This window comes from Achromobacter dolens, from assembly GCF_902859745.1.
Classification (GTDB): domain Bacteria; phylum Pseudomonadota; class Gammaproteobacteria; order Burkholderiales; family Burkholderiaceae_B; genus Achromobacter; species Achromobacter dolens.
The window spans coordinates 381916-408582 of sequence record NZ_CADIJW010000001.1 but is presented as its reverse complement, the minus strand read 5'-3'; the positions used below and the strand labels follow the sequence as shown (position 1 = coordinate 408582).

The following is a 26667-nucleotide window of genomic DNA, read 5'->3' as shown; positions in this document are numbered from 1 at the left end:
AAAGCACCCGCCCACGGGCTGGCCTGGAAATAATTCCAGGCGAAACCCGTGATTGTATCCTGTTGCGCGGCGCCGCGCCGAACGCCGCGCGTTTCTTACACGGTCAGGATGATTTTGCCGATGTTCTCGCCGCCTTCCATCATGGCGTGGGCCTGGGCGGCCTGGGCCAGCGGGAAGGTGGCGTGCACGATCGGCTTGATCGCGCCCTGCTCCAGCAGGGGCCAGGCGCGCTCGCGCAGCGCCCGGGCGATGGCGCCCTTGAAGGCCACCGGGCGCGGCCGCAGGGTGGAGCCGGTGATGGTCAGGCGGCGGCGCATGACCTGGCTGGTATCGACATTGGCCTGCGCGCCGCCCAGTTGGGCGATGATGACGATGCGGCCGTCGTCGGCCAGGCACTGCATGTCGCGGGCGATGTAATCGCCGGCCACCATGTCCAGGATCACGTCGACGCCGCGGCCGCCGGTGGCGTCCTTCACTTCCTTGACGAAGTCCTGCGTCTTGTAATTGATGCCGCGCGCGGCGCCCAGGGCCTCGACCGCGCGGGCGCGATCGTCGCTGCCGACAGTGGCGTAGACCGTGTTGCCCAGGGCGCGGGCCAACTGGATGGCCGTGGTGCCGATGCCGCTGGCGCCGCCGTGCACCAGCAGGATCTCGCCGTCGGCCAGGCCGCCGCGGTCGAACACGTTGCTCCAGACCGTGAAATAGGTTTCCGGCAGGCCGGCCGCTTCGATATCGGACAGGCCCTTGGGAATCGGCAGGCACTGGGCCGCGGGCGCGACGCAGTATTCGGCATAGCCGCCACCAGCGACCAGGGCGCACACCTTGTCGCCCAGCGCGAAGCCGCTGCCGGCCAGGTCGCCGCCGACGATCTCGCCGGCCACTTCCAGGCCCGGCAGGTCGGACGCTCCAGGCGGCGGCGCGTAGTTGCCCTTGCGCTGGAACACGTCGGGACGGTTGACGCCCGCGGCGCTGACCTTGATCAGCACTTCGCCCTTGCCGGGCTCGGGCGTGGGACGTTCGGCGGGAACCAGCACCTCGGGGCCGCCCGGGCGGGAGATTTCTACACAGTGCATCGCGTGCCTCCTTCGCAGCAAATGGATTATTATTGCGCCCTTTACGGCAAGTCGCGTTGTCGTCGGGTAGAGTGTTTGCCTGGCGGCCGGATTGCCGTCTCCGCAGGACATTGCGGCAGCAGGAAGCGTGGCAGAGTGGTCGATTGCACCGGTCTTGAAAACCGGCAAGGGGTTAAACCCTTCGTGGGTTCGAATCCCACCGCTTCCGCCAGAAGACCGCCCACCGTCCCCATCCCCCTCGATTTGCCCGAGCCGCCCGCCGTCACCACGGTCCAGGACGTGTCCGCTCGCGCCCCTGTTGCGCAAATATCATTAACAACTGAACAACTCCTGAATAGAAACGATTTCGTCTACTATCTGGCGCATTCCGGGCGGCTCGCGGTGGCGAACCCGGTCAAAGAACCGGCGACACAGCCAGGCGCGATCCGTATGCCCAAACTCAAAGACGCATTCAAATCAGGCCTGTTCCGGTTGTCTCCCGCCCTGGCCGCGCGCTGCGGCGTGCAGTTTCCGCTGCGGGCGCCGAACCGGGCCTTCCTGGAACAACAGATCTTCGGCTATCTCAACCGCCAGGCGGACGGCCCGCAAGGCCCGGGGCGCTGCCTCTTCCTGGGCATGGGCGAATACACCTGGCACTATCCGCGGCTGCTGAAGCCGGAATTCCATTCGCTCGACATGGATCCGGAACAGGCCCGCTACGGCGTGCCTGGCCGCCACCTGACAGGCAGCGCCACCGAGATGGCGGCGCTCTACGAGCCGGGCTATTTCGACGTGGTGATCGCCAACGGCCTGATCGGCTACGGCCTGAACGAACAGGCCGACTACGAGCGCATGCTTGCGCAATGCCATGCGGTGCTCAAGCCGGGCGGCCTGCTCGTCCTGGGCTACAACGACACGCCCGAACGCGCGCCCTTCCCGGTACATATCGACGCGCTTGGCCTGTTCACGCCTTTCGTGCCGCCGATCGCCGGCGTCGAACAGCCGCGCCATCCGATGCGCGACAAATACCACCACGTGTTCGTCTTCGCCCGCCGTCGGGAACCGGACGCCATCACGGCCTGAGCGCGCGCGGGACTAACCACAACCCGTCCTATTTGTTGATGACGGCGCCGTCGCCGCGATGCTCGCGGCCGCCCGTCCTGGCGGGCGCCAAGGCTCCCACGGATGGCGCCGACTCGGCCGTCGGCGCGGCCTGCGGCCGCTGGCGCTGGATCTGCTCCAGCCGCGCCGCCGCCTCGTCGCCCTTCAGCTCCGCCATCCGGCCGCGCACGATCGCATCCATGTACTGGCGCGTGAACGGCTCGCCCACGCGCCACGCGTCCCCTTCCTGCAGGAATTCGAAGTCGCCTTCGAACACCTGCCAGTCGGCGCGGCCGATGGTGGACATCAGGCGGTCGCGGTACTCGACCTGCAGGCGGCATGACCACCTGCCGCCGCCGAGATCCTTGCAGTCGCCCAGCGGCTGGATATTGCGCACGGCGCGCGTGTCGGTTTCCGCCGGCAGGCCCATGCGTTCGCGCTGCCGGTCCTGGGCTGCCTTGCGCGCCGCGCCCCGGGCCAACTGGTCGAACGCCGCCACGCCCTGTTCGAAGGCGGCGGCGAGCCTTGCCGCGCCCGCCGGCTGGCCCACATCGCGCGGCTTGCCATCGGCATCGAGCTGGCCGTAACGGGCCCGCACCACGCGCGGATCCGCGCCGGCGATCATCATCTCGCCCTTGTCGTTCGGACCGATGGTGTAGGCCAGGACCGACGTGGCCTCGCCGACCTTCAGCGTCGCGGCGCAGCCGCGCGACCGTTCCGGCTTGATGTAGCCGATTTCGTTCACATCCGAAAACGTCGCCAGGTACAGGTCGGCCGGCGCCGCTCCCCCGGCCAGCGGATTGCGGGACATCTGCTGGAGGCGCGAGGTAAACAGGCTGGCGCGCAGGGTTTTCTGCACATCGGCATCATCGCACTGCGGCGGCGTGGCCGGCGCGAACAGATACCATCCCGCCGCGGCCACCGCGATCACGCCGCCGCCCAGCCATGCCCGGCGCGGACCGGGAAAAGCACGCTTGAGCGCGACCCGGCGCACCTGCCGTTCATATTCTTCAAGCTTGCGCTGCATCAGCGCGTCCATCTCGGCCAGTGCCTGGCGACGGGTGGCGTTGCCGGCGAAGGCGGCTTCGGTCACGGAGAGCTCGCCGATGGCCGCCAGATCCTCGTCGGAAACGATGTGTTCGTCCACCAGCCAGAACAACGCCTCGCCGAGCGACGTCCACGGTTCGGCGCCGCCCTCGCCCAGACGCTGGCGCGCGGCGGCGTGGTGATCCGGGCGAATGACGCCGTCGGCAAGCAGGCGGTCGAGAAGCGGAGTCGATGCAGGGACCATGACCGTACGGCGGGTTGCCAAAACGAGGATGGCACATGATACCGTCGGCGCAGTCGCGCGCACGGCTGGCGCGGCCTCGTCCCGCGCCGGCCTCAGGCGGCGTAGGTCTCAAAGATGCACTGCCGGACCGGGGCCGCGTCCAGGCGCGTGGATGCGCACCCGCAATGCGATCAACAGCGCCGCCAGCAGCATCAGGATGCCGGCGGCCACGAACACGCCGACGATGCCGTTGGCGCTGAACATCGCGCCACCGGCCGCCGCGCCGGCCGCGATCGACGACTGCACCGACGCCACCACCATGCCGCCCGCGCTTTCGGCCTGGTCGGGCACCGCGCTGGCCACCCAGTTCGACCACGCCACCGGCACCCCGCCGAACGCCATTCCCCATAGCGCCACCAGCAGCGCCTGTCCCGTTACGGTCGTCGGCAGCAAGGCCAGCGCCAGGGCCGCCGCCCCCACCAGCGCGGGCATCAGCACCAGCGTGGCGCGGGCGCTGTGGCCCAGCAACCATCCCGCCAGCAGGGTGCCGGCGAAATTCGCCACGCCAAAACCCAGCAGCATCAAGGCCAGTCCGTCGGCGCCGACGCCTGTCGTGGTTTCAAGGAACGGCCGGATGTAGGTGAACAGCGCGAAGTGGCCGGTGTGCACCAGCACGCATCCCAACATGCCCACGGCGATGCCGGGACGCAGCAATACCTCCAGCACCGTGCGCAGCCGCGCGGTCCGACCCGGCGCCAGCCGCGGCAGCGTGAGCCACTGGAACGCCAGCGTCGCCACGCCAACCGCGGCCGCGGCGACGAAGGCGCTGCGCCAGCCATACCTGCCGCCCAGATAGCTGCCGAGCGGCACCGCCACCACGGTCCCCACGGCAATGCCACTGAAGATGATCGACAACGCGCGCGGCAGCAAGGCGGGCGACACCAGGCGCATGGCCACCGCCGCCGCCATGCTCCAGAAACCGCCCAGCGCAACGCCGAGCAAAATACGCATCGCCAGCAGCACCGCCAGGCTGGAAGACATTGCCACCAACAGATTGGAGGCCACCATCAGGGTGCTGAAGGCCAGCAGCACCACGCGCCGGTCGAGCGCGCGCGTCAGACCCGGCACCAGCAGTCCGGCAAACAACGCCACCACCGCCGTCACCGTCACCGCCTGCCCGGCCAGCGCCTCGGAAACGCCCAGGTCGAGCGCCATCGGCGTCAGCAGGCTGGCCGGCAGGTACTCCGCGGTCAGCAAGCCGAACACCCCCATCGCCAGCGAAAACACCGCCATCCAGGCGGGCGGCGCATCCGCCACGCGCGACATGCGGCCATCGCAGACCGCTTCACAGACACCATGACTCATCGCAGAACATCCTCAGGAAAACATCACAGCGGCCAGTCTAGGGATGGCATCCAGGATGATCTATGATGAATAATCTTTGATTTTTGACCTAAACACCTGAATGAATGCCACGGATGCCTTTGCGCTTTCGTCCGACCTGATCAGCGAACTGCTGACCGGCATGCGCCTGCGCGGCGTGCAATACCGCCGCATCCAGGTCGGGGCGCCGGTCGGCCTGGGCTTCCGCGCCCGCCCCGGCCACGCCTACTTCCACTATCTGGCGGTTGGCAACGCCGTGCTGCGCAGCGCCGACGGCGCGCTGCATCCGCTGTCCGCGGGCAACGCCGTGCTCATTCCCCAGGGAGACGCCCATCACTTGCTATCCGACCCGCGCGCCCCGGTGCGCGATATCGACGAGGTGGCCGCGGCGCCGCTGGGCGAGCAGGTCAGCGGCGTCGACACCTGCCCCAGCACGCACGACACGCCCAGCGCCGTGCTCTTCTATGGCTGCATGGCGTTCGACCTGGGCGGCATGCGGGGCCTCGGCCCCTTGATGCCTGGCCTGATGCTGGTGGACGCCGCCAGCGAACGCTACCCGGGCGCGCTGGCGCTGCTGGACGCCATGAAGCGCGAAATCTGCGCCGGACGCATCGGCTTTGCCGGCATCCTGGCGCGCCTGGCGGAAGTGGTGGCCGCCATGACCGTGCGCGGCTGGATCGAAAGCGGTTGCGATGATGCCGCCGGCCTGGTGGCCGCCCTGCGCGACCCGCGGCTGGCGCGCGCCATCCTGGCCCTGCATCGCCAGCCCGGCCGCGACTGGACCGTGGAAGAACTGGCGGCGCAATGCAATGTCTCGCGATCGGTCTTCGCGCAACGCTTCCAGGCCACCATCGGCACGCCGCCGCTGCGCTACGCCACCGAATTGCGCATGCGCCTGGCCAGCCAATGGCTATCCCACGAGCGCTTGCCGATCGACACCGTGGCCGAGCGCCTCGGCTATACCTCCCAAGCCGCCTTCAGCCGCGCCTATAAACGCGTCACCGGTCAATCACCGGGCGCCAGGCGCCGCGGCCCAACCGTAGCCCTGCAGCAGGCCCAGCAGGGATAGGCGAGCCACCGCCACGGCCTCATCGCGCAAGGCATCGGCGCGCCAGCCCATCTCGATGGCGTAGCCCGGCATGGCGACCGGGCACGGCAGCAGCCGCAGCCCCGTGACCGCCGCCAGGCCGCGCGCCGCGTGGGTCGGCAGGGTCGCCAGCGCGTCGCCGCCACGCAGCAGAAACGCCAGCGCCGCAAAGTGCGTGGTCGCCGCCAGCACCCGCCGCCTCAATCCCTGCGCGTGCAGCACCTCGTCAACCACGCCGATGAATCCGCCCGACGACACCAGCACGTGCGCACGCCGGGTGAAATCGTCCACGGACAACGCATCCTGGCCCGGCGCCAGGCTGGCCGGATCGACCAGGCAGGCATAGTCGCCCTGCCCAACGGTCACGCGCTGCAATGCGGGCGCGATCAGTCCGCCGGACGCGATCACCAGGTCGACGTCGCGCGCCATCAGCATGTCGGCGGCCAGGCGGCTGTGGGTCTGGCGAAAGATCAGACGCAGTCCCGGCGCAGCCTCGGCCAGCGCCGCGATGGCCTCGCGCCCCAGCGCGATCTCGAAGTCGTCCGACAGCCCCAGCGTGACCGAACGCCCGGCGAACCCGGCCGGTCCAGGCCGCGCCAGCGACAGGCTCTGCCGGCACTTGTCCAACGCCTCGCCGATGATCGGCCGCAGCTCGCGCGCCCGCAGGCTGGGCGACAGGCCACGCCCGGTGCGCACGAACAGCGGGTCGGCGTACAGCGCGCGCAGCCGCGCCAGCGCCGCGCTGACCGCCGACTGGGTCACCCCCAGGCGCAGCGCGGCGCGGCCCGCGCCGCCCTCGTCGTAGATCGCCTCGAACACCTTGAGCAGGTTCAGGTCGGTCGACTCGATATCGATCTGGTTCATATCATTTATCGCCAGGCAGGATTGATTGATTTTAGGCCGCCCCCGACACTAGGACGCATCGACTCCTCTGTGAAAAAGGAACCCCCATGACCGCCACCACCGTCGCCGCGCTGCAGATCGGCGCCTCGCCTGAAGGCAAGGACGCCACCCTGGAACGGATCCTGGCCTTCGAGGCCGAGATCAGCGCCTCTGGCGCCGCGCTGGTGGTCATGCCCGAAGCCCTGCTGGGCGGCTACCCCAAGGGCGAGATCTTCGGCACCCGCCTGGGCTACCGCCTGCCCGAAGGGCGCGACGCCTACGCCCGCTACTACCAGAACGCCATCGACGTGCCCGGTCCCGAGACCGACGCGCTGGCCGCGCTGTCGCAACGCACCGGGGCCAGCCTGGTGATCGGCGTGATCGAACGCGCCGGCAGCACGCTGTACTGCACCGCGCTGTACTTCGATCCGGCCACCGGCCTGGCCGCCAAGCACCGCAAGCTGATGCCCACCGGCACCGAACGCCTGATCTGGGGCCAGGGCGACGGCTCGACCTTGCCCGTGCTGGAGACGGCCGCGGGCCGCGTCGGCGGCGCCATCTGCTGGGAAAACCACATGCCGCTGCTGCGCACCGCCATGTACGCCAAGGGCGTACAGATCTGGTGCGCGCCCACCGTCGACGAACGCGACATCTGGCAATGCTCGATGCGCCACATCGCCCACGAGGGCCGCTGCTTCGTCATCAGCGCCTGCCAGGTGCAACCCTCGCCCGCCGAGCTGGGCCTGGACGTGCCCGGCTGGGATCCTCAGCGTCCCCTCATCAACGGCGGCTCGCTCATCGTCGGACCGCTGGGCGACGTACTGGCCGGCCCGCTGCACGGCCAGACCGGCCTGCTGACGGCAACCATCGATGTCGACGAACTGGTGCGCGCGCGCTATGACTTCGACGTGGTTGGCCACTACGCTCGGCCCGACGTTTTCACCCTGGAGGTGGACGAACGCGCCCGCCAGACGGTGCGCTTCATCGGCTGAGTTTTCCACAGGGGCGGCCTTGCATGACGGGCCGCCTGCCCGCGAGTGGTATAGTCACGCCCGCCGGATACCGCTGCGCGCTCGCGCCGCACACCCAGGTATCCCATTGCGGTTTCCTGTCGGAACCTCAATGCCCGAGTGGTGAAATTGGTAGACACAAGGGACTTGAATCCATTTGAGCCCTCCGGAGGAAACTCCAGAGGTGTAGCCCGTCAAACTCGGCGAATGCCCTGGACTTGTTCCGAGCCAACGCCGAGCCAAGCCCGGATCGAAAGAACCGGGAAGGTGTAGAGAGCAGACGGCGGGCACCTAAGGCCGCAAGGCTATGGTGAAGGCGTGCTCCAGACCACGAACGGCGCTCCGCGCGCCGGCGGCGAAAGCCGAAGTGGTACGAAAATCCCTCGGCCGCGAGGCCGTACCGGTTCGATTCCGGTCTCGGGCACCACCCCTGAACCACCACCGGCCCGCCTTTGCGCGCCCTTTGCCGCAACCGCATTCCTCTTCCCCGCGAACGTCCGCCCCCGGCCCGCTTCCCAGGCATGCATGCAACAGTTAGAATTGCGTCTGATTCTTATTTGCATAAGTTCTTCTTCAACGTGGAAGCGCCCTCAACTCCCGAGGCGGCCGACCGCAACGCGGTCGCGTCGATGTACCGCGAGCACCGCGCCTGGCTGTTCGCCTTCATGCGGCGCCAGACGGGACACCCGGCCGACGCCTGGGACCTGGTGCAGGACACCTTTGAACGCCTGCTGCGCCAGACCTACCTGGAATCACGCGGCTGGAACCGCGGCTACCTGGCCGCCATCGCCCGCCGCCTGCTGATCGACCGCCACCGGCGCCGTGAGCTGGAGGCCGCTTACCTGGCCGCGTTGGCGCAACAGCCCGAACCACTCTCGCCGTCGCCCGAAATGCTGGCCCAGGTGTCGCAGCAATTGCTGGCCGTGTGCGCGGCGCTGGACCGCATGCCGCGGCGCATGCGCGAGGTGTTCCTGCTGGCGCGCCTACAGGGCCTGCCCTACGAAGCGATCGCGGACCGCCTGCAAATCACGGTCAACATGGTGCAGAAAGACATGGTCCAGGGTTGGCAACGCCTTTATCACGCGCTCGATGTCTAGACGCCAACCCGACGTAGTCGCGCAGGCGGCCGGCTGGCTGGTGCGCCTGGAACAGGACGGCAGCGCCGCCACGCGGCAGGCCTGGCAGCGCTGGTACGAAGCTTCGCCCGGGCACGCCAAAGTCTGGCGGCGCTTCGAGCTATTGCAGGACGCCGTGCCCGCAAGCGGCGATGCCGCTGCCGCCGCGCTCGGGGCCATCGACTTTCGCCACACGCGCCGGCGCACGCTCAAGTTGCTGGCGGCCGGCGCGGGCATTGCAGTGGGCGGCCCGCTGCTCTACCGCCAGGCCCGGGAGGCGGGGTGGCTCGCGGCCTACCGCAGCGCCACCGGCGAACAGCGCAGCCTGACGCTGAACGACGCTGTGGCGCTGATGATGAACACCGGCACTGCGCTGGACCTGAGGCAGGACGGAGGCCGCCTGGACATCGAACTGCACGACGGCGAGATCATGCTGGACACCCGCGCCGCGGACTCGGCGCCGCGCGTGTTGACGCGCGGTGGCTGTATCGTCCCGACCCGCGCTCACCTGGTGGTGCGCACGCAAGGCCCGTTGACCCGCGTGGCGCTCGATGCGGGGCAGGCCGTTCTCACCACCCGAGGCGATCTCGGCCTGACCCTGCGCGCCGGCGACGTGCGCCGCTTCTCGGCGCACCGCATCGAGGACGAAACAGGCTGGGCCGGGCGCGAGTTCGCCTGGGTGCACGGCATGTTGATCGCTGACGATATGCCGCTGGAGGCGTTTGCCGAAGAACTGGCGCGCTATCGGCCGGGCCTGATCCAGTGCGACGAGCGCGTGGCTGCCCTGCGCGTGAACGGCAGTTTTCGCCTCAAGGACACGGACCAGGTCCTGGAGGCGCTGGCCATCACTCTAGGCCTGCGGGTGCGATACCGCACGCGCTACTGGGTTCGCGTGGAACCGGCATGATGAGAAACAAAATGTAAGTTTCGGCAGATTCCCGGCACCCGCTCGTTAGGACAAGTTGAAACCCGCTGCGCGGGTCCCAACCGAAGAACCCATACCGATGTCCCAACGATTCCCTCCCGAGGGCGGCCGAATCCGCCGCTTCAAGCCAGCCACGCTTTGCCTGCTTCTGTGCGCCGTCGCGCTCGCCACGACGCTGCCCGCGCGGGCAGCGGAAAACGCCACCGTGGACATCACGCTGCCGGCGTTGTCCTTGCAGGACGCGCTCCTGCGGCTGGGCCAAGCCGCTCGCATCACCATCATCAGCGCCCCGCCGCTCACGGCAGGCAAACAGGCGCCTGCCATGCACCTGCAGGGATCGGTGGCGGACGCGCTGCGGCAGTTGCTGCGAGGCAGCAATCTGCGCGCGGTGCCCAACGCCAATGGCGAGGGATACCGCATCGAACGCGCGCCCGAACCCATGGGCGCAGGCCCGGCCCTGTTGCCCAGCGTGACGGTGACCGGCCAGGGCATGGGCGACATCGGCCCGCTGGCTCTCGACAGCAGCGTGGGTACCAAGACTGGCACGCCGCTCATCGAGACCGCGCAATCCGTGTCCGTGGTCAACCGCGAGCTGATGGACATGATAGGAGCGAAGAACACCGCCGACGCCCTGCGCTACAGCGCCGGCGTCTCGGTCGGCTCGTATGGCGTGGACAGCCGCGTCGACGAGATTTCCGTGCGCGGCTTCCGCACGGGCAGCTTCGCCAACAACCTCTACCTGGACGGCCTGCGTCCGCCGGGCAGCAGCAGCGGCGCCACCGCCTCGGCCACCCAGTTCGACGGCTTCGGCCTGGAGCGGGTCGAAATACTGCGCGGCCCCTCGTCGGTGCTGTACGGCCAGATCGCGCCCGGGGGGCTCGTCAACGCGGTGAGCAAGCGGCCCACCGATTACGCGCGCGGCGAGATCGGGGTCGGCACCGACAACTACGGTCTGGCGCGCCTGAACGCCGACGTCAGCGGGCCGATGGACGAATCCGGCGAATGGCTGTACCGCGTGGTGGGCACCGCCTACCACTCCGACACCCAGGTCGACTACGTCAAGCTGAACCGCGTGATGCTGGCGCCCAGCCTGACTTGGCGGCCGTCAGCCCGCACCTCGGTGACCCTGCTGGCCAACTATCAGCAGGACCGCGGCGGCAGCACCTACCAGTTCCTGCCTTCCCACGGCACCTATTATGCGACGGACCATGGCCGCTTCGGTTCTGGCCGCTTCCTGGGCGAACCCGGCTTCAACCGCTACGATCGCACCCAATACGCCATCGGCTATGAATTCAGCCATGCCCTGACCGACCAGGTGAAGCTTGGCCAGAAACTTCGCTACATGCGAGTCGATACCGACAACGCAGGCGTCTCGCGCCAGGGCGACCTGCAGGCCGACGGCCGCACACTGCGGCGCACGGCGTCCAGCAACCGGATTCGCTCGGAAGGCTTCACGGTCGACAACAACGCCCAATTCGATTTTGGCCTGGGCCGCACCGAACACACCCTGCTCACGGGCCTGGACTATCGCACCCAGACCATCCGCGTGGCGCAGGCGTCAGGCAAGGCTTCATCGCTCGACGTCTTCGACCCGGTCTACGGCAGCCCCGTCGTCATGGGCGCCATGACGCCCACCCGGCGCAGCGACAGCGAGCAGACCGGCATCTACGCGCAGGACCAGATCCGCTGGGGCCAGTGGGCCGCCACGCTGGGCGTGCGCCACGACTGGTCGCGGGACAACTCGCTGGTGCGCGCCACCGGCGCCAAGACGCATTACGAAGACGAAGCCACCACATGGCGCGCCGGCGCGGTCTACCTGTTCGATAACGGCCTGGCGCCCTACGCCAGCTATGCCACCTCGTTCGAACCGGTAAACGGGGTCGGCTACGAGGATCGGCCCTTCAAACCGACCGAGGGCAAACAGGCCGAGATCGGCATCAAGTACCAACCGCCAGGTTCGCGCAGCATGATCACTTTCTCCGCGTATGAGATCAAGCAGCAGAACATCACCACGCCAGACCCGGATCCCACGCATTTGTGCAACGGCAGCCAGTGCCAGGTCCAGACCGGCGAAGGCCGCGTCCGCGGCCTGGAGCTGGAAGGAAACTTCGCGCTGACCGACCACATCACGGTCATCGCCTCGGCGACGCTGATGCGCAGCGAAGTCGCCAAGAGCAATGGCACGGAGCAGGGCAACGAACTGCCGCGCGTGCCGCGCCACAGCTACAACCTGTGGGCGGACTATCGCCTGCCGCAGGAGATCGCCCCGGGCCTGAGCCTGGGCGCGGGCCTGCGCCATATCGGCAGCAGCTACGGCGACACCGCCAACGCGTACCGCAGCCCGTCGGTGAATCTGATCGACGCCGCCATCCGCTACGATCTGGGCGCGCTCTCTCCCAGCCTGAAAGGCCTGAAATTCTCCCTCAACGCCAGCAACCTGACCGACAAGGAATATCTGGCAAGCTGCTCGGGCAGCGCCAGTTGCTACTACGGTGCGCGGCGCAATATCTCGGCGAACCTGAACTACACCTGGTAGGCCTTCCATGAAAAACAAGATCCCGCGTCCGATTTCCGCCGCCGTGCTGGCGTGCATCCTGGTCACGGCGGCGCAAGCGCAAGCGCCTGCGGCGACGCCCGACGCCCCGCCGCGCCCCGGCATGCAGTTGCTGGGAGAAACCGTGGCCGACCATCCCTCGGCGGTGTACCGGTACGAAACGCACAATCTGGATTCGGACGACGGCAAGCGCCACTACCGCATCCAGATCGCCATCCCCAGAAAGGCGCCCGACAGCGGGGGCAGCCCGGTGCTCTACATGCTGGACGGCAACGCCGCCCTGGCCACGCTGACACCAGCCGACCTGGACACGCTGGGACGGGGCCGCACGCCGGTGCTGGTGGCGCTGGGCTACGACGTCGATACCCGCAACGACGTCGTGTCGCGAGCCTATGACTACACGCCGCCGGTATTCGTGAATGGCAAGCCCGTGCCCGACCCCGTGGTGCGCGGCCGCGTCGGCGGCGGCGCCGACATTTTCCTGGAGTTCATCCGCGCCAAAGTGAAACCGCTGGTGCGCGAACGCGCCGCCATCGACCCGCAACGCGAATACCTGTGGGGCCATTCGTACGGCGGGCTCTTCACGCTGCACGTGCTGTTTACGCAACCGCAGGCCTTCGCCCGCTACATCGTCGGCGACCCCTCGGCCTGGTGGCACGACGGCGCGTTGGTCGGGGAATGGCGGCGGTTCGACGCCCGCAGGGCTGCTGGCAAGCGGGTGGCCATCCTGGTCGGCACCAAGCCGCGCGATCCCAACCGTCCCCTGCCCGGCGGTGCGGTGCCCGCCGCGGGCGAGGATCCGCGCGCCGCCGTGCGCGAAATGGCCCAGGGCCTGAGGTCCGCGGGCGCCGACGCCAGCTACGAAGCCTTCCCGCAGTTCGGCCATGGCGAGATGATCCGGGCATCGCTGGAACGCGCGCTGGAGGTCGCGATGCAGCCTTGAAGCCTGGGGTTCCGGCGGATGCGCTTACACTGCACGGTCGCGGCCGCGTCCCGGCCGCTGCGAACACACTGCCAGCCTTGACCACTCCGACCGCCACCCCGCCCTTCATCGTCCTGGACGCCTGCGTCCTCATGTCCGGCATCCTGCGCCGCCTGCTGCTGCGCCTGGCCGAGGCCGGCGTGTTCCAGCCCGTCTGGACCGAGCGCATCGGCGAGGAATGGCGCCGCAACGCCTGCCGCATCTGGGACATCCCGCCCGAGGTGATGGCCGAGTTCTGGATCGAGATGAACGCCCGCTTCCCGCAGGCCATCGAGCACGACACCGAGGTCTACGAAGCCGCGCTGCGCTACAGCGACCCCAAGGACTTTCACGTCATCGCCGCCGGCCTGGCGCGCCGCGCCCGCTGCGGCCTGGCGCAGACGCCGGTGGTGCAGGTGCTGACCTGGAACCTGAAGGACTTCAACCGCTCGGAGCTGCGCCGGCAGGGCCTGGACGTGTACAACCCGGACCGCATGCTGGCGCAATGGTGGCAGGACGGCGCCGACCGCATGCGCGAGGCCATCGCGCAGATTCCGGCGGACTACGTGGCGCTGGGGCACGAGCCCGAACCGCTGGCCGCGACCTTGCATCGCGAGCGGCTGTACCGGCTGAAGAACCAGGTGGGCCGCGACCCGGAACTGGGCCGCGCCTGACTCAATGATCGTGGTTGCTGGCCGCGAAACCGGCCGCGTTCAGGATGTCGATCACTTCCTGGATATGCTCCGGGCCGCGCGTCTGCAGCACGAAATCCACTTCCACGTTGCGCACCGGCAATGAGGTGAACGCGCGCTGGTGATGCACCTCGGTGATATTGGCCTGGGCGTCGGCGATCAGCTTGGTGGCGTGCGCCAGCGCGCCCGGCAGGTCGCGCAGGTCGACGCGGATGCGGGCCAGGCGGCCGGCGCGCACCATGCCGCGCTCGATCAGCTCGCCCAGCATCAGGGGGTCGATGTTGCCGCCGGTCAGCACCAGGCCGATGCGCTTGCCCTTGAAGCGCTCGCTGCCCGCCTCCTGCGCGCGCAGCAGCGCCGCCAGGCCGGCCGCGCCCGCGCCCTCGACCACGGTCTTCTCGATTTCCAGCAGCACCACAATGGCGTGCTCGATGTCGGCCTCGCTGACCAGTTCGATATGATCGACCAGCCGGCTGACGATGGGCTGCGTCAGCCCGCCCGGCGATTTCACCGCGATGCCTTCGGCGATGGTGTATTGGCCATCCGGCATCGACACCCCCTTGACCGCGGCGTACATGGCGGGAAACCGTTCGGTCTGCACCCCGATGATCTCGATGCCCGGCTTGAGCGCCTTGGCCGCGGTGGCAATGCCTGAAATCAGCCCGCCGCCGCCGATGGCGATCACCAGCGTGTCCAGTTGCGGCTGGTCTTCCAGCATCTCCAGCGCCACGGTGCCCTGGCCCGAGATCACGGCCTCGTCGTCGTAGGGATGGATCATGATCAGCCCGCGCTGCTTGGCCAGCTCGTAGCCATGCGCCTTGGCGTCGTCGAAGGTATCGCCGGCCAGCACCACCTCGGCGCCGAAGCGGCGCGTGTTGGCGACCTTCACCGTGGGCGTGAAGCGCGGCATCACGATCACGGCGGGCACGCCCATGCGCTGCGCATGGTAGGCCACGCCCTGCGCGTGGTTGCCGGCCGACACGGCGATCACGCCCGCGCGGCGTTCCTCGTCCGACAACGTCAGCATGCGGTTGAGCGCGCCGCGCTCCTTGAAGCTGGCGGTGAACTGCAGGTTCTCGAATTTCAGCCAGATCTCGGCGCCGAAGATGTCGGACAGCGTGCGCGACAGGGTGAACGGGGTCTTGAGCACCTGGCCGCGCAGGTTCTCGCGGGCGGTCTGGATGGAAGCGATATCGATCACGGTGGAAAAATCCTGTTAGCGCACCGGCAGGAAATTGAACAGCAATAGCCCTTGCGCATAGTTGATGCCGATGCGCCGCGAGTTCTCGCCAAGCAGGTTGGCGATCAGGTCGAGCCGGCCGATGATGGCGCCGAACTCGCGCTCGAAACTGAGGTTGGTGGCCTGCGGCGACATCTCGTTGGCCAGCAGCAGCGGTTCGCCCTGGTTGTTGCGGCGCGACGCCAGCAGCCAGGCCGCCGCCTCGACGTTCCGTGCGGCATTGTAGACCCGCTGCCCGTCCAGCGCGTCGGTGGCGTACAGGCGGGTCTTGCCATTGTGGGCGGCGATGATGGTGTCGGCCAGGCCGTAGATGAAGGCCCCGACCCGGTCGCCGCTGTAGTTGGGATCGAGCGACACCGCCAGGATCTGGATGTCGTGCAGGCCGGCCAGGTCGGCGGGCGGGATGCGCACCTCGATCGCATGCTTGACCCGCGAGACCGCGGTGGCGTGATCCGGCGCGCCGGTCTTGCGCCATTCACGCGGATTGCGCCGGTAGAGCTTGTCCAGCAGGCTGTAGAGGCTGGCGAGGTTGTCGCGCACTTCCAGGGTGACGGTACGGTTGAAATCGGTCTGCACCAGTTGGTCGGCCGACATGCCCTCGCCCTTGGGCGAGCCCTGGCCCGGTCCCGGAGCGGACATGCATCCCGCCAGCAGCATCCCCGCCAGCACGGCCGCCGCCGCGGCGAATCCTCGCCCTCGCGTCATGCTCGATCCATCCGAATCCCCCTGTTGGCGCCTTGCCGGCTTGCGCCGCGCCGGCGCTCGTGTCACGCGCAAGACTTTACCGTAAGCCGTGCGAAGATGGGAGATACCGGGGATTCAAAGACGAAAGGAGATGAATCAGCGCCGCGCCTGGGCAAAAAAAACGGCGCCTCGCGGCGCCGTTTGCTCCAGCAGGAAAGGCAGGCCTTATTCGGCTTGCGGTTCCGCTTGCGGGGCGGCTTCAGCGGCGGGTTGCTGCTGCTCGATGCCACCGATGGCCTTGATGGACAGGCGCAGGCGGCCCTTGTCGTCGGCCTCGATGACCTTGACGCGGACTTGCTGGCCGACCTTCAGCACATCGTTGATGTTGGCGATGCGGTAGTTGGCGATTTCCGAGATGTGCAGCAGGCCGTCGCGGCCCGGCAGCACTTGCACGATGGCGCCGAAGTCCAGCAGGCGCAGCACCGAGCCGTCGTAGATCTGGCCCACTTCGACGTCGGCGGTCAGCTCGACGATGCGGCGCTGGGCTTCCTTGGCCTGCGCTTCGTCGACGCTGGCGATCACGATCGTGCCGTCGTCGGAGATGTCGATCTGGGTGCCGGTTTCCTCGGTCAGCGCGCGGATGGTGGCGCCGCCCTTGCCGATCACGTCGCGGATCTTCTCGGGGTTGATCTTGATGGTCAGCATGCGCGGGGCGAAAGCCGACAGCTCGCCACGCGAACCGTCCAGCGCTTCCTTCATCTTGCCCAGGATGTGCAGGCGGCCTTCGCGGGCTTGCGCCAGCGCCACTTGCATGATTTCCTTGGTGATGCCCTGGATCTTGATGTCCATCTGCAGCGCGGTGACGCCGTTTTCGGTGCCCGCGACCTTGAAGTCCATGTCGCCCAGGTGATCTTCGTCACCCAGGATGTCGGTCAGCACGGCGAACTTGCCGCCGTCCAGGATCAGGCCCATGGCCACGCCGGCCACGTGATCCTTGACCGGCACGCCGGCGTCCATCATGGCCAGCGAGCCGCCGCAGACCGAAGCCATCGACGACGAGCCGTTGGACTCGGTGATTTCCGACACGATGCGGATGGTGTACTGGAAGTCTTCCGGGGCCGGCAGCAGCGGGATCAGCGCGCGCTTGGCCAGGCGGCCGTGGCCGATTTCGCGGCGCTTGGGCACGCCGATGCGACCGGTTTCGCCGGTGGCGAACGGAGGCATGTTGTAGTGCAGCATGAAGCGATCGCGGTACTCGCCCATGAGCGCGTCGATGATCTGCTCGTCCTGCTTGGTGCCCAGCGTGGCCACGACCAGCGCCTGGGTTTCACCACGGGTGAACAGGGCGCTGCCGTGCGCGCGCGGCAGCACGCCCAGGCGCACGCTGATGGGACGCACGGTGCGGGTGTCGCGACCGTCGATACGCGGTTCGCCGTTCAGGATCTGGCCACGGACGATGGCCGATTCCAGCGAGAACAGGATGTTGTCGACGGTGACGGCGTCCGGCGCCGGCTCGCCCTTTTCGGCGGCGGCGGCGTTCAGCTTGGCCGACACGTCGGCGTAGACTTCACGCAGCTTGGTGGTGCGGGCCTGCTTTTCACGGATCTGGTAGGCGGCGTTCAGGCCTTCCTGGGCGGCCGACGTGACGGCGGCGATCAGGGCCTCGTCCTTGGCGGGCGGCTGCCAGTCCCAATCGGGCTTGCCAGCGTCCTTGACCAGTTCGTGGATGGCGTTGATGACGGCCTGCATCTGCTCGTGGCCGTAGACCACGCCGCCCAGCATGATTTCCTCGGACAACTGGTCGGCTTCCGATTCCACCATCAGCACGGCGTTTTCGGTGCCGGCGACCACCAGGTCCAGCTTCGAGGACTTCAGTTGCGACGCGGTCGGGTTGATGGCGTACTGGCCATCGATGTAGCCCACGCGGGCGGCGCCGATCGGGCCGTTGAAGGGGATGCCGGAGATGGCCAGCGCGGCCGAGGCGCCGATCATCGCGGGGATGTCGGGGTCGATTTCAGGATTGACCGACAGCGTGTGGATGACCACCTGGACTTCGTTGTAGAAGTCTTCGGGGAACAGAGGACGCAGGGGACGGTCGATCAGGCGCGAGGTCAGCGTTTCCTTTTCGGACGGCTTGCCTTCGCGCTTGAAGAAACCACCGGGGATGCGGCCGGCGGCGTAGGTCTTTTCGATGTAGTCGACGGTCAGCGGGAAGAACGTCTGGCCCGGCTTGGCCTTCTTGGAGGCCACGACAGTGGCCAGGACGACGGTGTCCTCGATCGACACCACCACGGCGCCGGAGGCCTGGCGAGCAATTTCGCCGGTTTCCAGGACGACCGTGTGCTGGCCGTACTGGAACGATTTAGTCACTTTATTGAACATGACGATTATTCCTTACAAATGAAAAACCGTGGCCGTCGCGACATGCGTCGCACCGACCACGGTTGCGTCATGGGGAGCCAGCCCCGTCGATCACTTGCGCAGACCGAGTTTTTCGATCAGTGCGCGGTACGAATCGGGATTGCGGCCCTTGAGATAGTCGAGCAGCTTGCGGCGACGGCTGACCATACGCAGCAGACCGCGGCGCGAGTGATGGTCCTTCATGTGTTCTTTGAAGTGACCGGTCAGTTCGTTGATACGGGCGGTGAGCAGAGCCACCTGGACTTCGGGGGAGCCGGTATCGCCTTGAGCGCGTTGGAACTGCGCAACGATATCGGATTTCTTGATGTCAGCTACAGACATTGATGACCTCTTCGGACATGCGACAGGGCCGAGGCGCCCTGACGTGGTTTGGAAAAAAATCGCGGCCGGCGATAAGCGTTGTTGCGTTCTCACTGCTGCTTCGGGACCACCCTGGAAATGCCGGAGAACAAGGTTTGGCGCCTTATTTGCTCCCGCTCCAGCCAGCCCCGTTGCCGGCGCAAAGCATCTTGCAAAATCAATACACTTGATAAAGCCTGCTGATTATAGCCGATTCGCTAGAATTACCCCAGTGACGCCACCGCCCCGCCGCCGTGAGTCGCGCCGCCGACTCGACGGGAGGCCACAGGAGCAACAATATGTCGAATTATTACAAACTTGCCCGCACCACCCTGGCCGCTGCGGCCCTCGCCAGCCTGGGCGCCTGCGCCAACCTGGCCCAGGTCGCCCCCGGCACGCCCCTGGCCGACGTCCAGGCCCAGTTCGGCCGCCCCAACTTCGAATGCCCGCAGGCCAACGGCGGCCGCCGCGTGATCTGGACGCAGCAACCCATGGGCCAGTATGCCTGGGGCGCCAACGTCGGCGCCGACGGCCGCGTCGACCACGTCATGCCGCTGCTGACCGACGCCCACTTCAAGGTGCTGGAACAAGGCCAATGGAGCCCCGAGCGCGTGCGCTGCGAGTTCGGCCCGCCGGCCCGCATCGACCAGGCCGGCCTGGGCGAAAAACGCGAGGTGATCTGGTCGTACCGCTACAAGGAAAACAGCGTCTGGAATTCGCTGATGTACGTCTACATGGGCCGCGACGGCAACGGGGTGACGCACTTCCATCCCGGCCCGGACCCGATGTACGACGATGACCGCTTCATGTGGCGCTGATGCCACCATGAAAAAACCCGCCTGCATCCAGGCGGGTTTTTCGTTTGGCGGGCGACGCGCTCAGGACGACTGGCCGCGGCGCTCCTGCTGCAGCCGGCGGGCACGGTTCCAGCGCCAGGCCCAGATGACCCAGCCCGAAAAGCCGTACAGCACGAACAGGCCGAACAGCACCACCGGGGGATCGCTGGACACGAACACGAACACCGCCACCACCAGCAGGATGCCCCAGAACGGCACGCTGCGGCCCAGGGCGAAACTCTTGCCGCTGAAGAACGGCGCGTTGGACACCATGGTGATGCCGGCGTACATGGTCAGCGTGAACGCGACCCAGGCCATCACGCTGTCGTGGATCGGCAGCTTGTTGTCCACCGCCAGCCAGACGAAACCGGCCACCAATGCCGCCGCCGCCGGGCTCGGCAGGCCCTGGAAATAGCGCTTGTCGACCACCGCGATATTGGTATTGAAGCGCGCCAGGCGCAGCGCGGCCCCGGCCACGTAGACGAACGCCGCCAGCCAGCCCCAGCGGCCCAGGTCGTTCAGGATCCATTCGTACATCACCAGCGCGGGCGCCACGCCGAACGAGGTCATGTCGGACAGCGAGTCGTATTGCTCGCCGAAGGCCGATTGGGTGTTGGTCAGGCGGGCCACCCGGCCGTCCATGCCGTCCAGCACCATGGCCACGAAAATGGCGATGGCGGCGACCTCGAAGCGGTTGTTCATGGCCTGCACCACGGCATAGAACCCCGCGAACAACGCCGCGGTGGTGAATGCGTTGGGCAGCAGGTAGATGCTTCGGTGGCGGTTCTCGGAATCGCGCATGGAAAAATTGGGCATGGTCTCAATTACTTACGACAGACATTGAAAGGTTAACTCATCTGGCCTCGCAACGGGCCGCGGCAAGGGCCGTGCCCGCCGCGATCCGGCCCCGCCGGCGCGCAAAGCCCGCCCGCGCTTCCCGCGGCGCGCCCGCCTTCGCGCACTTTCTGCGCAAATAAAAACGGCATGCCCTCGCCAGGCATGCCGCTTTCGGCCGGCGCGCGCGGGGCGCAAACCCCGCGCGGAAACCGGAATCGAAACCCGGAATCAGTTCTTGGACTTGTCCACCAGCTTGTTGGCGGCGATCCAGGGCATCATGGCGCGCAGCTTACCGCCCACCACTTCGATCTGCGATTCCGCGTTGATGCGGCGGCGCGAGGTCAGCGTCGGGGCGCCGGCGGCGTTTTCCAGGATGAACTTCTTGGCGTATTCGCCGGTCTGGATGTCCGTCAGGCACTGGCGCATGGCCTTGCGGGTTTCGTCGGTGACGATCTTCGGGCCGGTCTCGTACTCGCCGAATTCGGCGTTGTTCGAGATCGAGTAGTTCATGTTGGCGATGCCGCCTTCGTAGATCAGGTCGACGATCAGCTTCAGTTCGTGCAGGCACTCGAAGTACGCCATTTCGGGCGCGTAGCCGGCTTCCACCAACGTGTCGAAACCGGCCTTGATCAGTTCGACGGTGCCGCCGCACAGCACGGCCTGTTCGCCGAACAGGTCGGTCTCGGTTTCTTCACGGAAGTTGGTTTCGATGATGCCGGCACGGCCGCCGCCGTTGGCGCTGGCGTACGACAGGGCCACGTCGCGCGCGGCGCCCGACTTGTCCTGGTACACGGCCACCAGGTGGGGCACGCCGCCACCCTGCTTGTAGGTGTTGCGCACCGTGTGGCCGGGGGCCTTCGGGGCGATCATGATGACGTCGATGTCTTCACGCGGCACGACCTGGCCGTAGTGGACGTTGAAGCCGTGGGCGAAGGCCAGGGCGGCGCCCGCCTTGATGTTGGCGTGCACTTCCTTGTTGTAGACCGAGGCGATGTTCTCGTCGGGCAGCAGCATCATGACGATGTCGGCCGACTTGACGGCTTCCGCCACTTCCTTGACCTGCAGGCCGGCGTTGGCGGCCTTGTCCCACGAAGCGCCGCCCTTGCGCAGGCCGACGATGACCTTCACGCCCGAGTCATTCAGGTTCTGGGCGTGAGCGTGGCCTTGCGAGCCGTAGCCGATGATGGCAACGGTCTTGCCTTTGATGAGGGAGAGATCGCAGTCTTTGTCGTAGAAAACTTTCATGGGGTGCTCCAGATATCTTGGATATTCGTTGGTTCGTATGTAGGGTGCGGCTTGGCCTGGAAGGCCGGTCAAATCTTCAGAATCCGTTCACCGCGGCCGATGCCGGACACGCCGGTGCGCACGGTTTCCAGGATGGCACTGCGGTCCAGGGCTTCCAGGAAGGCCTGTACTTTTTCCTGCACCCCGGTCAATTCGATGGTGTAGGACTTGTCGGTCACATCGATGATGCGCCCGCGGAAGATATCCGCCATGCGCTTCATTTCCTCGCGTTCCTTGCCGACCGCGCGCACCTTGACGAGCATCAGCTCGCGCTCGATGTGCGCGCCTTCGGTCAGGTCCACGACCTTGACCACGTCCACCAGGCGGTTCAGGTGCTTGGTGATCTGCTCGATGACCTCGTCCGAGCCGGTCGTGACGATGGTCATGCGAGACAGTGTGGCGTCCTCGGTGGGCGCCACGGTCAGGGTCTCGATGTTGTAGCCCCGCGCCGAGAACAGGCCGACCACGCGCGACAGCGCGCCGGGCTCGTTCTCGAGGAGGACGGAAATCACGTGCTTCATGGTGGCCTCCTTACAGGTCTTCAGAGCCGAGCAGCATTTCGGTCAGCCCGCGGCCGGCCTTGACCATCGGCCACACGTTTTCGGTGCGGTCGGTGATGAAGTCCAGGAAGACCAGGCGCTCCTTGTGTTTCTTGAACGCTTCGCGCAGCGCCGGCTCGACGTCGGCCGGGCGCTCGATGCGCAGGCCCACGTGGCCGTAGGCCTCGGCCACCTTGACGAAGTCGGGCAGCGAATCCATGTACGACTCGGAATAGCGCGAGCCGTAATCGATCTGCTGCCACTGCCGGACCATGCCCAGGAAGCGGTTGTTCAGGCAGACGATCTTGGGCGTCAGGCGGTACTGGGCGCAGGTCGACAGTTCCTGGATGTTCATCTGGATCGAGGCCTCGCCGGTGATCACGGCGATGTCATGACCCGGATTGGCCATCTGCACGCCCATGGCGTACGGCAGGCCCACGCCCATGGTGCCCAGGCCGCCGGAGTTGATCCAGCGGCGCGGCTTGTCGAACTTGTAGTACTGCGCGGCCCACATCTGGTGCTGGCCCACGTCGGAGGTGACGAAGGCGTCGCCGCCGGTCACTTCCCAGAGCTTTTCCACCACGAACTGCGGCTTGATGACTTCGTCCGAATTCGCGAACTTCAGGCATTCCTTGCCGCGCCAGGTCTCGACCTGCTCCCACCACTTGGCGATGGAAGCCGGCTTGTGCTCAGCCGAGGCGGCCTCGTACTGCGCGCTCAGGTCGGCCAGCACATCCTTGACGTTGCCGACGATCGGGACGTCCACGCGCACGCGCTTGGAGATCGACGACGGGTCGATATCGATATGGATGATCTTGCGGGCGTTCTGGGCGAAGTGCTTGGGATTGCCGATCACGCGGTCGTCGAAGCGGGCGCCGATGGCCAGCAGCACGTCGCAGTGCTGCATCGCCATGTTGGCCTCGTAGGTGCCGTGCATGCCGGGCATGCCCACGAACTGGCCGCTGCTGGCCGGGAAGCCGCCCAGGCCCATCAGGGTGCTGGTGCAGGGCGCGCCCAGTTGCGACACGAGCTTGTTCAGCTCGGGCGCGGCGTTCGACAGGATGACCCCGCCGCCGGTGTAGATCATCGGCCGCTCGGCGGCCAGCAGCATCTGCACGGCTTTCTTGATCTGCCCCTGGTGGCCCTTGTTGACGGGCGCGTAGGAACGCATCGAGATCTCGCCCTTGGGCGGGGTGTACTTGCACTGCGCGACGGTGATGTCCTTGGGGATGTCCACCAGCACCGGGCCGGGACGGCCGGTGCGCGCGATGTAGAACGCGCGGCGCATGGTTTCGGCCAGGTCCTTGACGTCGCGCACCAGGAAGTTGTGCTTGACGCAGGGACGGGTGATGCCGACGGTGTCGCATTCCTGGAAGGCGTCCTCGCCAATGGCCGCAGTGGGCACCTGCCCGCTGATGATGACCATGGGGATGGAGTCCATGTAGGCGGTGGCGATGCCGGTGACGGCATTGGTCACGCCCGGACCGCTGGTCACGATGCAGACGCCGACCTTCTGCGACGAGCGCGAATAGGCATCGGCCGCGTGCACGGCGGCTTGCTCGTGACGAACCAGGATATGCTGGAATTTGTCCTGCTTGAAAATCGCGTCGTAGATGTAGAGCACCGCGCCGCCAGGGTAGCCGAAAACGTGTTCCACGCCTTCATCGGCCAGGCAGCGCACGACGATATCGGCGCCATTCATTTCCATGTTGTCATTCCTTTCAAAACCGGCCCTGCAACCCTGACTGCTGCGCGCCCGGATACGGCGGCAACGGAACCCATGCCGGCTACGGCAACATGATCCGGCGCTTAGCGGCTCACGGAGCCACGCCACCCGGACACCCTGCCGACCCGACATACGTTCGACAGAACGCAGTGCAAACGCCCCTGGGGGACGCTGGAGGTCGAAATGGAAGCCTTGGCAACACACGCTTGTGGCGCGGCCAACGGCAAATAGGTCTGCTGCAAGATGGCTGGGAGGTGACCCTGGCCATCCGCCTCATCGCGCCGGTTTCGGATAGGCAGACCGGCGCAAGTGGAGCAATTTACCGCGTTGCGTCAAACGTAGCAAATCGAGGTTCCGCGGACGTTGCACGGAAGTCGCGCCGCGCCATGCGGGAAAGTCTGGTAACCATCTGGCCCCTAAAACGCGACCGGCCTCTCTATACTTGACACGTCACCCGGATTCGAGTCCCGCCGCCCATGGATCTGCGCATTGCCAGCATTCGCCGTTTTCTCTACAGCCACTACTTCTTCGGCGGAGTGCGGCAGGGCGTCGGCATGCTGTTGCCGGTCCTGGTGCTGGGCGGCTTGTTCGGTCACTACACCACCGGCCTGGTGGCCACCTTCGGGGCGCAATGCCTGGCCATCATCGACCAACCCGGCGGGCCGCAGCGGCACCGCACCAACGAGATGCTGGGCGGCGCCGCGCTGGGCACGCTGACCGTCATCATCACCGGCCTGGCCTCGACCAACCCGGTGCTGATCTGGCTGGTGGTCATCGCGCAGTGCTTCGTCTATTCGATGTTCACGGTGTTCGGCAAGCGCGGCGGCCTGATCGGCTTTGCCGGCCTGCTGCTGATGACGTTGACCATGCATTCGCCGCTGGAACCGCACGAGGTGCTGGCGCACGCCGCCGCGACGCTGGGCGGGGCGCTGTTCTACGTAGCGTTCAGTCTGGGATTTTCACGGCTGTTCTGGCTGCGGGAAGAACAACAGGCGATGTCGGTGGCGCTGTTCGCCACGGCCGACTATGTCGCCGCGCGCGCCGCCTTCTACGACGAGACCGCCGACCTGGACGAGGCCTATCGCACCCTGATCCAGCGCCAGTCGGTCATGACCGAAAAGCACCAGGCCGCGCGCGACATGGTGCTGCGCGCACTGCCCCGCGGCAAGGGCCTGGGCGACCGCCACCGCGTGATGCTCTGGAACATGTTCGTCGACATGCTGCAGTTGCTGGACACGCTGGTGGCCACCCACACCGACTATGCGGCCCTGCGGCGCGCGCTGGCCGGCAACGACTGCCTGATGTTCATGCGCGACGCGCTGGTGAAGATGTCGCTGGAGCTGAACCGCATTGCGCTGGACGTGTCGCGCGGCCGCAAGGTGCAGTACCGCAGCAGCGCCAAGGCCGAACTGCGCGCCATCGAATACGAGATCGAACAGCTCAAGCAACAGGGCCTGGGCGAACGCGAGCCCGAAATGCTGGCGCTGATCGTGCAGGTGCTGCGCCGGCTGCGCAACTCGGCCCGCATCGTCGACCGGCTCGCCGACCACACCGCCGCCTCGCCCCACGCCAAGCCCACCGACGTGCTGCGCATCAACAAATCGCTGACGCGCTTCATCTCGCGCCAGGAATTCCGATTCGGCCTGCTGACCAGCAACCTGCGCCTGGATTCGCCGCACTTTCGCTACGCCCTGCGCGTGACGGCGGCGGCCGCCATCGCCATGACGCTGGCCAGCCGCTGGCTGTCGCCGGCGTTCTCGGCGCACAACTACTGGATCATGCTGACCATCGTCATCATCATGAAGCCGGGCTTCGCGCTGACCCGCCAGCGCAACGGCTGGCGCCTGATGGGCACGCTGATCGGCTGCCTCTGCGCGCTGCTGCTGTTCAACGTCACCGACAAGCCCGCCATCCTGTTCGCGGTGCTGCTGGGCGCCTGCATCATGGGCAACAGCATGGTGCAGTTGAACTACATGGCCAGCGCCATCTTCAATACGTTGTTCGTGGTGCTGGTGTTCCACTTCGTCTCGCCCGGCACGGTGTCGATGGCGGTGATCGGCGAACGCGCCATCGACACGCTGATCGGCTGCGCGCTGGCGCTGGTGTGCAGCTACATCCTGCCCTGGTGGGAGGCGCGCTACCTCAAGCCGCTGGCCGCGGCGGCCACCCGCGCCAACCGGGAATACCTGGTGGCCGGCATGCGCTACGTGGAAGCGATGCAGGCGCATGGCGCCCCGGTGAGCGCGGCCGCAGACGCCACCCCGGCGGTCACCGACGCCGACCTGGCCTGGCGCCTGGCGCGCAAGAACGTGCACATCGCCTTCAGCAATTTCGCCGAGGCCTTCTACCGCATGATGAGCGAGCCCAAGTCGCACCAGGTCAGCGTGCCCGAGCTGAACAACCTGCTGATCCAGAACCACGTGCTGGCCTCGCAGATCACCGCCGCCATTCCCATCCTGGCCGCGCTGCCGGCTACGCCCGAGGCGGTGCAGCGGGCGCTGGCCGGCATGGTCGACCTGCTCGACGAGAACCGCGCGCAGCCCCCCGCCGACCTGCCGACCCAGTTCGACACCGAAGGCGAGCAGGCGGCGCTGGTCTATCCCGTCAAGCAGATGATCAAGGCTGCGCACATGATCCGCCAGGAACTGCTGGCGCTGGCCGATCCGCAGCACGCGCCGCCGGTCGCGGCGCCAGCCTGAATCGAGCCGCCGCGCTTCGCGGGAACAAAA

Annotated in this window: 22 protein-coding genes and 1 tRNA gene; 11 read left to right on the top strand and 12 right to left on the bottom strand. The window is 67.1% G+C overall.

Translation table 11 applies throughout. From position 1 onward, the window contains the following. Positions 1 to 95 precede the first annotated feature (95 nt). Positions 96 to 1073 (bottom strand): NAD(P)H-quinone oxidoreductase, encoded by a 978-nt coding sequence (locus HV783_RS01810; protein WP_144655895.1) that lies wholly within the window; start codon positions 1071 to 1073, stop codon positions 96 to 98. Positions 1074 to 1194: 121 nt separating this feature from the next. On the opposite strand from HV783_RS01810, the gene HV783_RS01805 reads away from it, so the two are divergent. Beyond that, positions 1195 to 1284, top strand: a tRNA-Ser gene (locus HV783_RS01805). Positions 1285 to 1502: 218 nt separating this feature from the next. Next, positions 1503 to 2135 carry a class I SAM-dependent methyltransferase gene (locus HV783_RS01800; protein ID WP_054501662.1) on the top strand — a complete coding sequence of 211 codons (633 nt, stop codon included), beginning with the start codon at positions 1503 to 1505 and terminating at the stop codon, positions 2133 to 2135. A gap of 28 nt (positions 2136 to 2163) precedes the next feature. Here the strand turns inward: HV783_RS01800 and HV783_RS01795 are convergent, their stop codons facing one another. Beyond that, positions 2164 to 3444 carry a hypothetical protein gene (locus HV783_RS01795; protein ID WP_064524616.1) on the bottom strand — a complete coding sequence of 427 codons (1281 nt, stop codon included), beginning with the start codon at positions 3442 to 3444 and terminating at the stop codon, positions 2164 to 2166. A 108-nt stretch (positions 3445 to 3552) separates the two neighbouring features. Continuing rightward, a complete protein-coding gene (locus HV783_RS01790) occupies positions 3553 to 4788 on the bottom strand; it encodes an MFS transporter (protein WP_175188594.1) in 1236 nt (411 codons plus the stop codon). 100 nt (positions 4789 to 4888) lie between these two features. Here HV783_RS01790 and HV783_RS01785 point away from each other — a divergent pair, with 100 nt between their 5' ends. Beyond that, a complete protein-coding gene (locus tag HV783_RS01785) occupies positions 4889 to 5875 on the top strand; it encodes an AraC family transcriptional regulator (protein WP_175188593.1) in 987 nt (328 codons plus the stop codon). On the opposite strand, the gene HV783_RS01780 is transcribed toward HV783_RS01785, so the two are convergent. Beyond that, positions 5816 to 6757 (bottom strand): LysR substrate-binding domain-containing protein, encoded by a 942-nt coding sequence (locus tag HV783_RS01780; protein ID WP_175142115.1) that lies wholly within the window; start codon positions 6755 to 6757, stop codon positions 5816 to 5818. The two genes, HV783_RS01785 and HV783_RS01780, sit on opposite strands and share 60 nt — an antisense overlap. Before the next feature lie 86 nt (positions 6758 to 6843). Between HV783_RS01780 and HV783_RS01775 the strand changes: the two genes are divergently transcribed. From HV783_RS01775 to HV783_RS01750, 6 genes are all read left to right on the top strand, one after another. Beyond that, the gene (locus HV783_RS01775) at positions 6844 to 7767 is read left to right on the top strand and encodes a carbon-nitrogen hydrolase family protein (RefSeq protein WP_175188592.1); all 924 of its coding nucleotides are present in this window, start codon (positions 6844 to 6846) and stop codon (positions 7765 to 7767) included. 575 nt (positions 7768 to 8342) lie between these two features. After that, complete coding sequence (locus tag HV783_RS01770; RefSeq protein ID WP_054501666.1) at positions 8343 to 8882, top strand: RNA polymerase sigma factor; 540 nt, start codon at positions 8343 to 8345, stop codon at positions 8880 to 8882. Then, a complete protein-coding gene (locus tag HV783_RS01765) occupies positions 8875 to 9807 on the top strand; it encodes a DUF4880 domain-containing protein (RefSeq protein ID WP_175167742.1) in 933 nt (310 codons plus the stop codon). Before HV783_RS01770 ends, HV783_RS01765 begins: the two co-directional genes overlap by 8 nt. Before the next feature lie 97 nt (positions 9808 to 9904). Further along, a complete protein-coding gene (locus HV783_RS01760; protein WP_175188591.1) occupies positions 9905 to 12361 on the top strand; it encodes a TonB-dependent siderophore receptor in 2457 nt (818 codons plus the stop codon). A 7-nt stretch (positions 12362 to 12368) separates the two neighbouring features. After that, complete coding sequence (locus HV783_RS01755) at positions 12369 to 13322, top strand: alpha/beta hydrolase (protein ID WP_175167744.1); 954 nt, start codon at positions 12369 to 12371, stop codon at positions 13320 to 13322. 68 nt (positions 13323 to 13390) lie between these two features. Then, positions 13391 to 14014, top strand: coding sequence for a PIN domain-containing protein (locus HV783_RS01750; RefSeq protein ID WP_437341315.1), 624 nt, complete (start codon positions 13391 to 13393; stop codon positions 14012 to 14014). Position 14015: 1 nt separating this feature from the next. Here the strand turns inward: HV783_RS01750 and HV783_RS01745 are convergent, their stop codons facing one another. From HV783_RS01745 to rpsO, 4 genes are all read right to left on the bottom strand, one after another. Next, the gene (locus HV783_RS01745) at positions 14016 to 15233 is read right to left on the bottom strand and encodes a threonine ammonia-lyase (RefSeq protein WP_175142110.1); all 1218 of its coding nucleotides are present in this window, start codon (positions 15231 to 15233) and stop codon (positions 14016 to 14018) included. Positions 15234 to 15248: 15 nt separating this feature from the next. After that, complete coding sequence (locus tag HV783_RS01740) at positions 15249 to 15977, bottom strand: hypothetical protein (protein ID WP_054501672.1); 729 nt, start codon at positions 15975 to 15977, stop codon at positions 15249 to 15251. Positions 15978 to 16181: 204 nt separating this feature from the next. Further along, positions 16182 to 18338, bottom strand: coding sequence for a polyribonucleotide nucleotidyltransferase (pnp, locus tag HV783_RS01735; protein ID WP_175142109.1), 2157 nt, complete (start codon positions 18336 to 18338; stop codon positions 16182 to 16184). Positions 18339 to 18428: 90 nt separating this feature from the next. After that, positions 18429 to 18698 carry a 30S ribosomal protein S15 gene (gene rpsO, locus HV783_RS01730; RefSeq protein WP_006223612.1) on the bottom strand — a complete coding sequence of 90 codons (270 nt, stop codon included), beginning with the start codon at positions 18696 to 18698 and terminating at the stop codon, positions 18429 to 18431. Between the two features lie 317 nt (positions 18699 to 19015). On the opposite strand from rpsO, the gene HV783_RS01725 reads away from it, so the two are divergent. Next, positions 19016 to 19534 (top strand): hypothetical protein, encoded by a 519-nt coding sequence (locus HV783_RS01725; RefSeq protein WP_175188589.1) that lies wholly within the window; start codon positions 19016 to 19018, stop codon positions 19532 to 19534. A gap of 60 nt (positions 19535 to 19594) precedes the next feature. Here HV783_RS01725 and pssA read toward each other — a convergent pair whose 3' ends face one another. The 4 genes from pssA to HV783_RS01705 form a co-directional block, all read right to left on the bottom strand. Next, a complete protein-coding gene (gene pssA, locus HV783_RS01720) occupies positions 19595 to 20368 on the bottom strand; it encodes a CDP-diacylglycerol--serine O-phosphatidyltransferase (protein ID WP_006389119.1) in 774 nt (257 codons plus the stop codon). A gap of 249 nt (positions 20369 to 20617) precedes the next feature. Then, positions 20618 to 21634: a ketol-acid reductoisomerase gene (ilvC, locus tag HV783_RS01715; RefSeq protein ID WP_049071830.1), complete on the bottom strand. Its 1017-nt coding sequence runs from the start codon at positions 21632 to 21634 to the stop codon at positions 20618 to 20620. 68 nt (positions 21635 to 21702) lie between these two features. Beyond that, complete coding sequence (gene ilvN / locus HV783_RS01710; protein WP_006217868.1) at positions 21703 to 22194, bottom strand: acetolactate synthase small subunit; 492 nt, start codon at positions 22192 to 22194, stop codon at positions 21703 to 21705. A 10-nt stretch (positions 22195 to 22204) separates the two neighbouring features. Further along, positions 22205 to 23974, bottom strand: a complete 1770-nt coding sequence (locus tag HV783_RS01705) for an acetolactate synthase 3 catalytic subunit (RefSeq protein WP_255288689.1) — start codon at positions 23972 to 23974, stop codon at positions 22205 to 22207. 440 nt (positions 23975 to 24414) lie between these two features. On the opposite strand from HV783_RS01705, the gene HV783_RS01700 reads away from it, so the two are divergent. Beyond that, positions 24415 to 26637, top strand: a complete 2223-nt coding sequence (locus tag HV783_RS01700; protein WP_175188588.1) for an FUSC family protein — start codon at positions 24415 to 24417, stop codon at positions 26635 to 26637. Positions 26638 to 26667: the final 30 nt, after the last annotated feature.

Excerpts from the sequence above, each read along its gene's own strand:
- pnp (WP_175142109.1), bottom strand. The coding sequence starts at position 18,338 with ATGTTCAATAAAGTGACTAAATCGTTCCAGTACGGCCAGCACACGGTC.
- HV783_RS01725 (WP_175188589.1), top strand. The coding sequence starts at position 19,016 with ATGTCGAATTATTACAAACTTGCCCGCACCACCCTGGCCGCTGCGGCC.
- HV783_RS01760 (WP_175188591.1), top strand. The coding sequence starts at position 9,905 with ATGTCCCAACGATTCCCTCCCGAGGGCGGCCGAATCCGCCGCTTCAAG.
- HV783_RS01740 (WP_054501672.1), bottom strand. The coding sequence starts at position 15,977 with ATGACGCGAGGGCGAGGATTCGCCGCGGCGGCGGCCGTGCTGGCGGGG.
- HV783_RS01755 (WP_175167744.1), top strand. The coding sequence starts at position 12,369 with ATGAAAAACAAGATCCCGCGTCCGATTTCCGCCGCCGTGCTGGCGTGC.
- pssA (WP_006389119.1), bottom strand. The coding sequence starts at position 20,368 with ATGCCCAATTTTTCCATGCGCGATTCCGAGAACCGCCACCGAAGCATC.
- HV783_RS01785 (WP_175188593.1), top strand. The coding sequence starts at position 4,889 with ATGAATGCCACGGATGCCTTTGCGCTTTCGTCCGACCTGATCAGCGAA.
- HV783_RS01795 (WP_064524616.1), bottom strand. The coding sequence starts at position 3,444 with ATGGTCCCTGCATCGACTCCGCTTCTCGACCGCCTGCTTGCCGACGGC.
- HV783_RS01790 (WP_175188594.1), bottom strand. The coding sequence starts at position 4,788 with ATGAGTCATGGTGTCTGTGAAGCGGTCTGCGATGGCCGCATGTCGCGC.
- HV783_RS01810 (WP_144655895.1), bottom strand. The coding sequence starts at position 1,073 with ATGCACTGTGTAGAAATCTCCCGCCCGGGCGGCCCCGAGGTGCTGGTT.
- rpsO (WP_006223612.1), bottom strand. The coding sequence starts at position 18,698 with ATGTCTGTAGCTGACATCAAGAAATCCGATATCGTTGCGCAGTTCCAA.
- HV783_RS01765 (WP_175167742.1), top strand. The coding sequence starts at position 8,875 with ATGTCTAGACGCCAACCCGACGTAGTCGCGCAGGCGGCCGGCTGGCTG.
- ilvN (WP_006217868.1), bottom strand. The coding sequence starts at position 22,194 with ATGAAGCACGTGATTTCCGTCCTCCTCGAGAACGAGCCCGGCGCGCTG.
- ilvC (WP_049071830.1), bottom strand. The coding sequence starts at position 21,634 with ATGAAAGTTTTCTACGACAAAGACTGCGATCTCTCCCTCATCAAAGGC.
- HV783_RS01775 (WP_175188592.1), top strand. The coding sequence starts at position 6,844 with ATGACCGCCACCACCGTCGCCGCGCTGCAGATCGGCGCCTCGCCTGAA.
- HV783_RS01780 (WP_175142115.1), bottom strand. The coding sequence starts at position 6,757 with ATGAACCAGATCGATATCGAGTCGACCGACCTGAACCTGCTCAAGGTG.
- HV783_RS01800 (WP_054501662.1), top strand. The coding sequence starts at position 1,503 with ATGCCCAAACTCAAAGACGCATTCAAATCAGGCCTGTTCCGGTTGTCT.
- HV783_RS01700 (WP_175188588.1), top strand. The coding sequence starts at position 24,415 with ATGGATCTGCGCATTGCCAGCATTCGCCGTTTTCTCTACAGCCACTAC.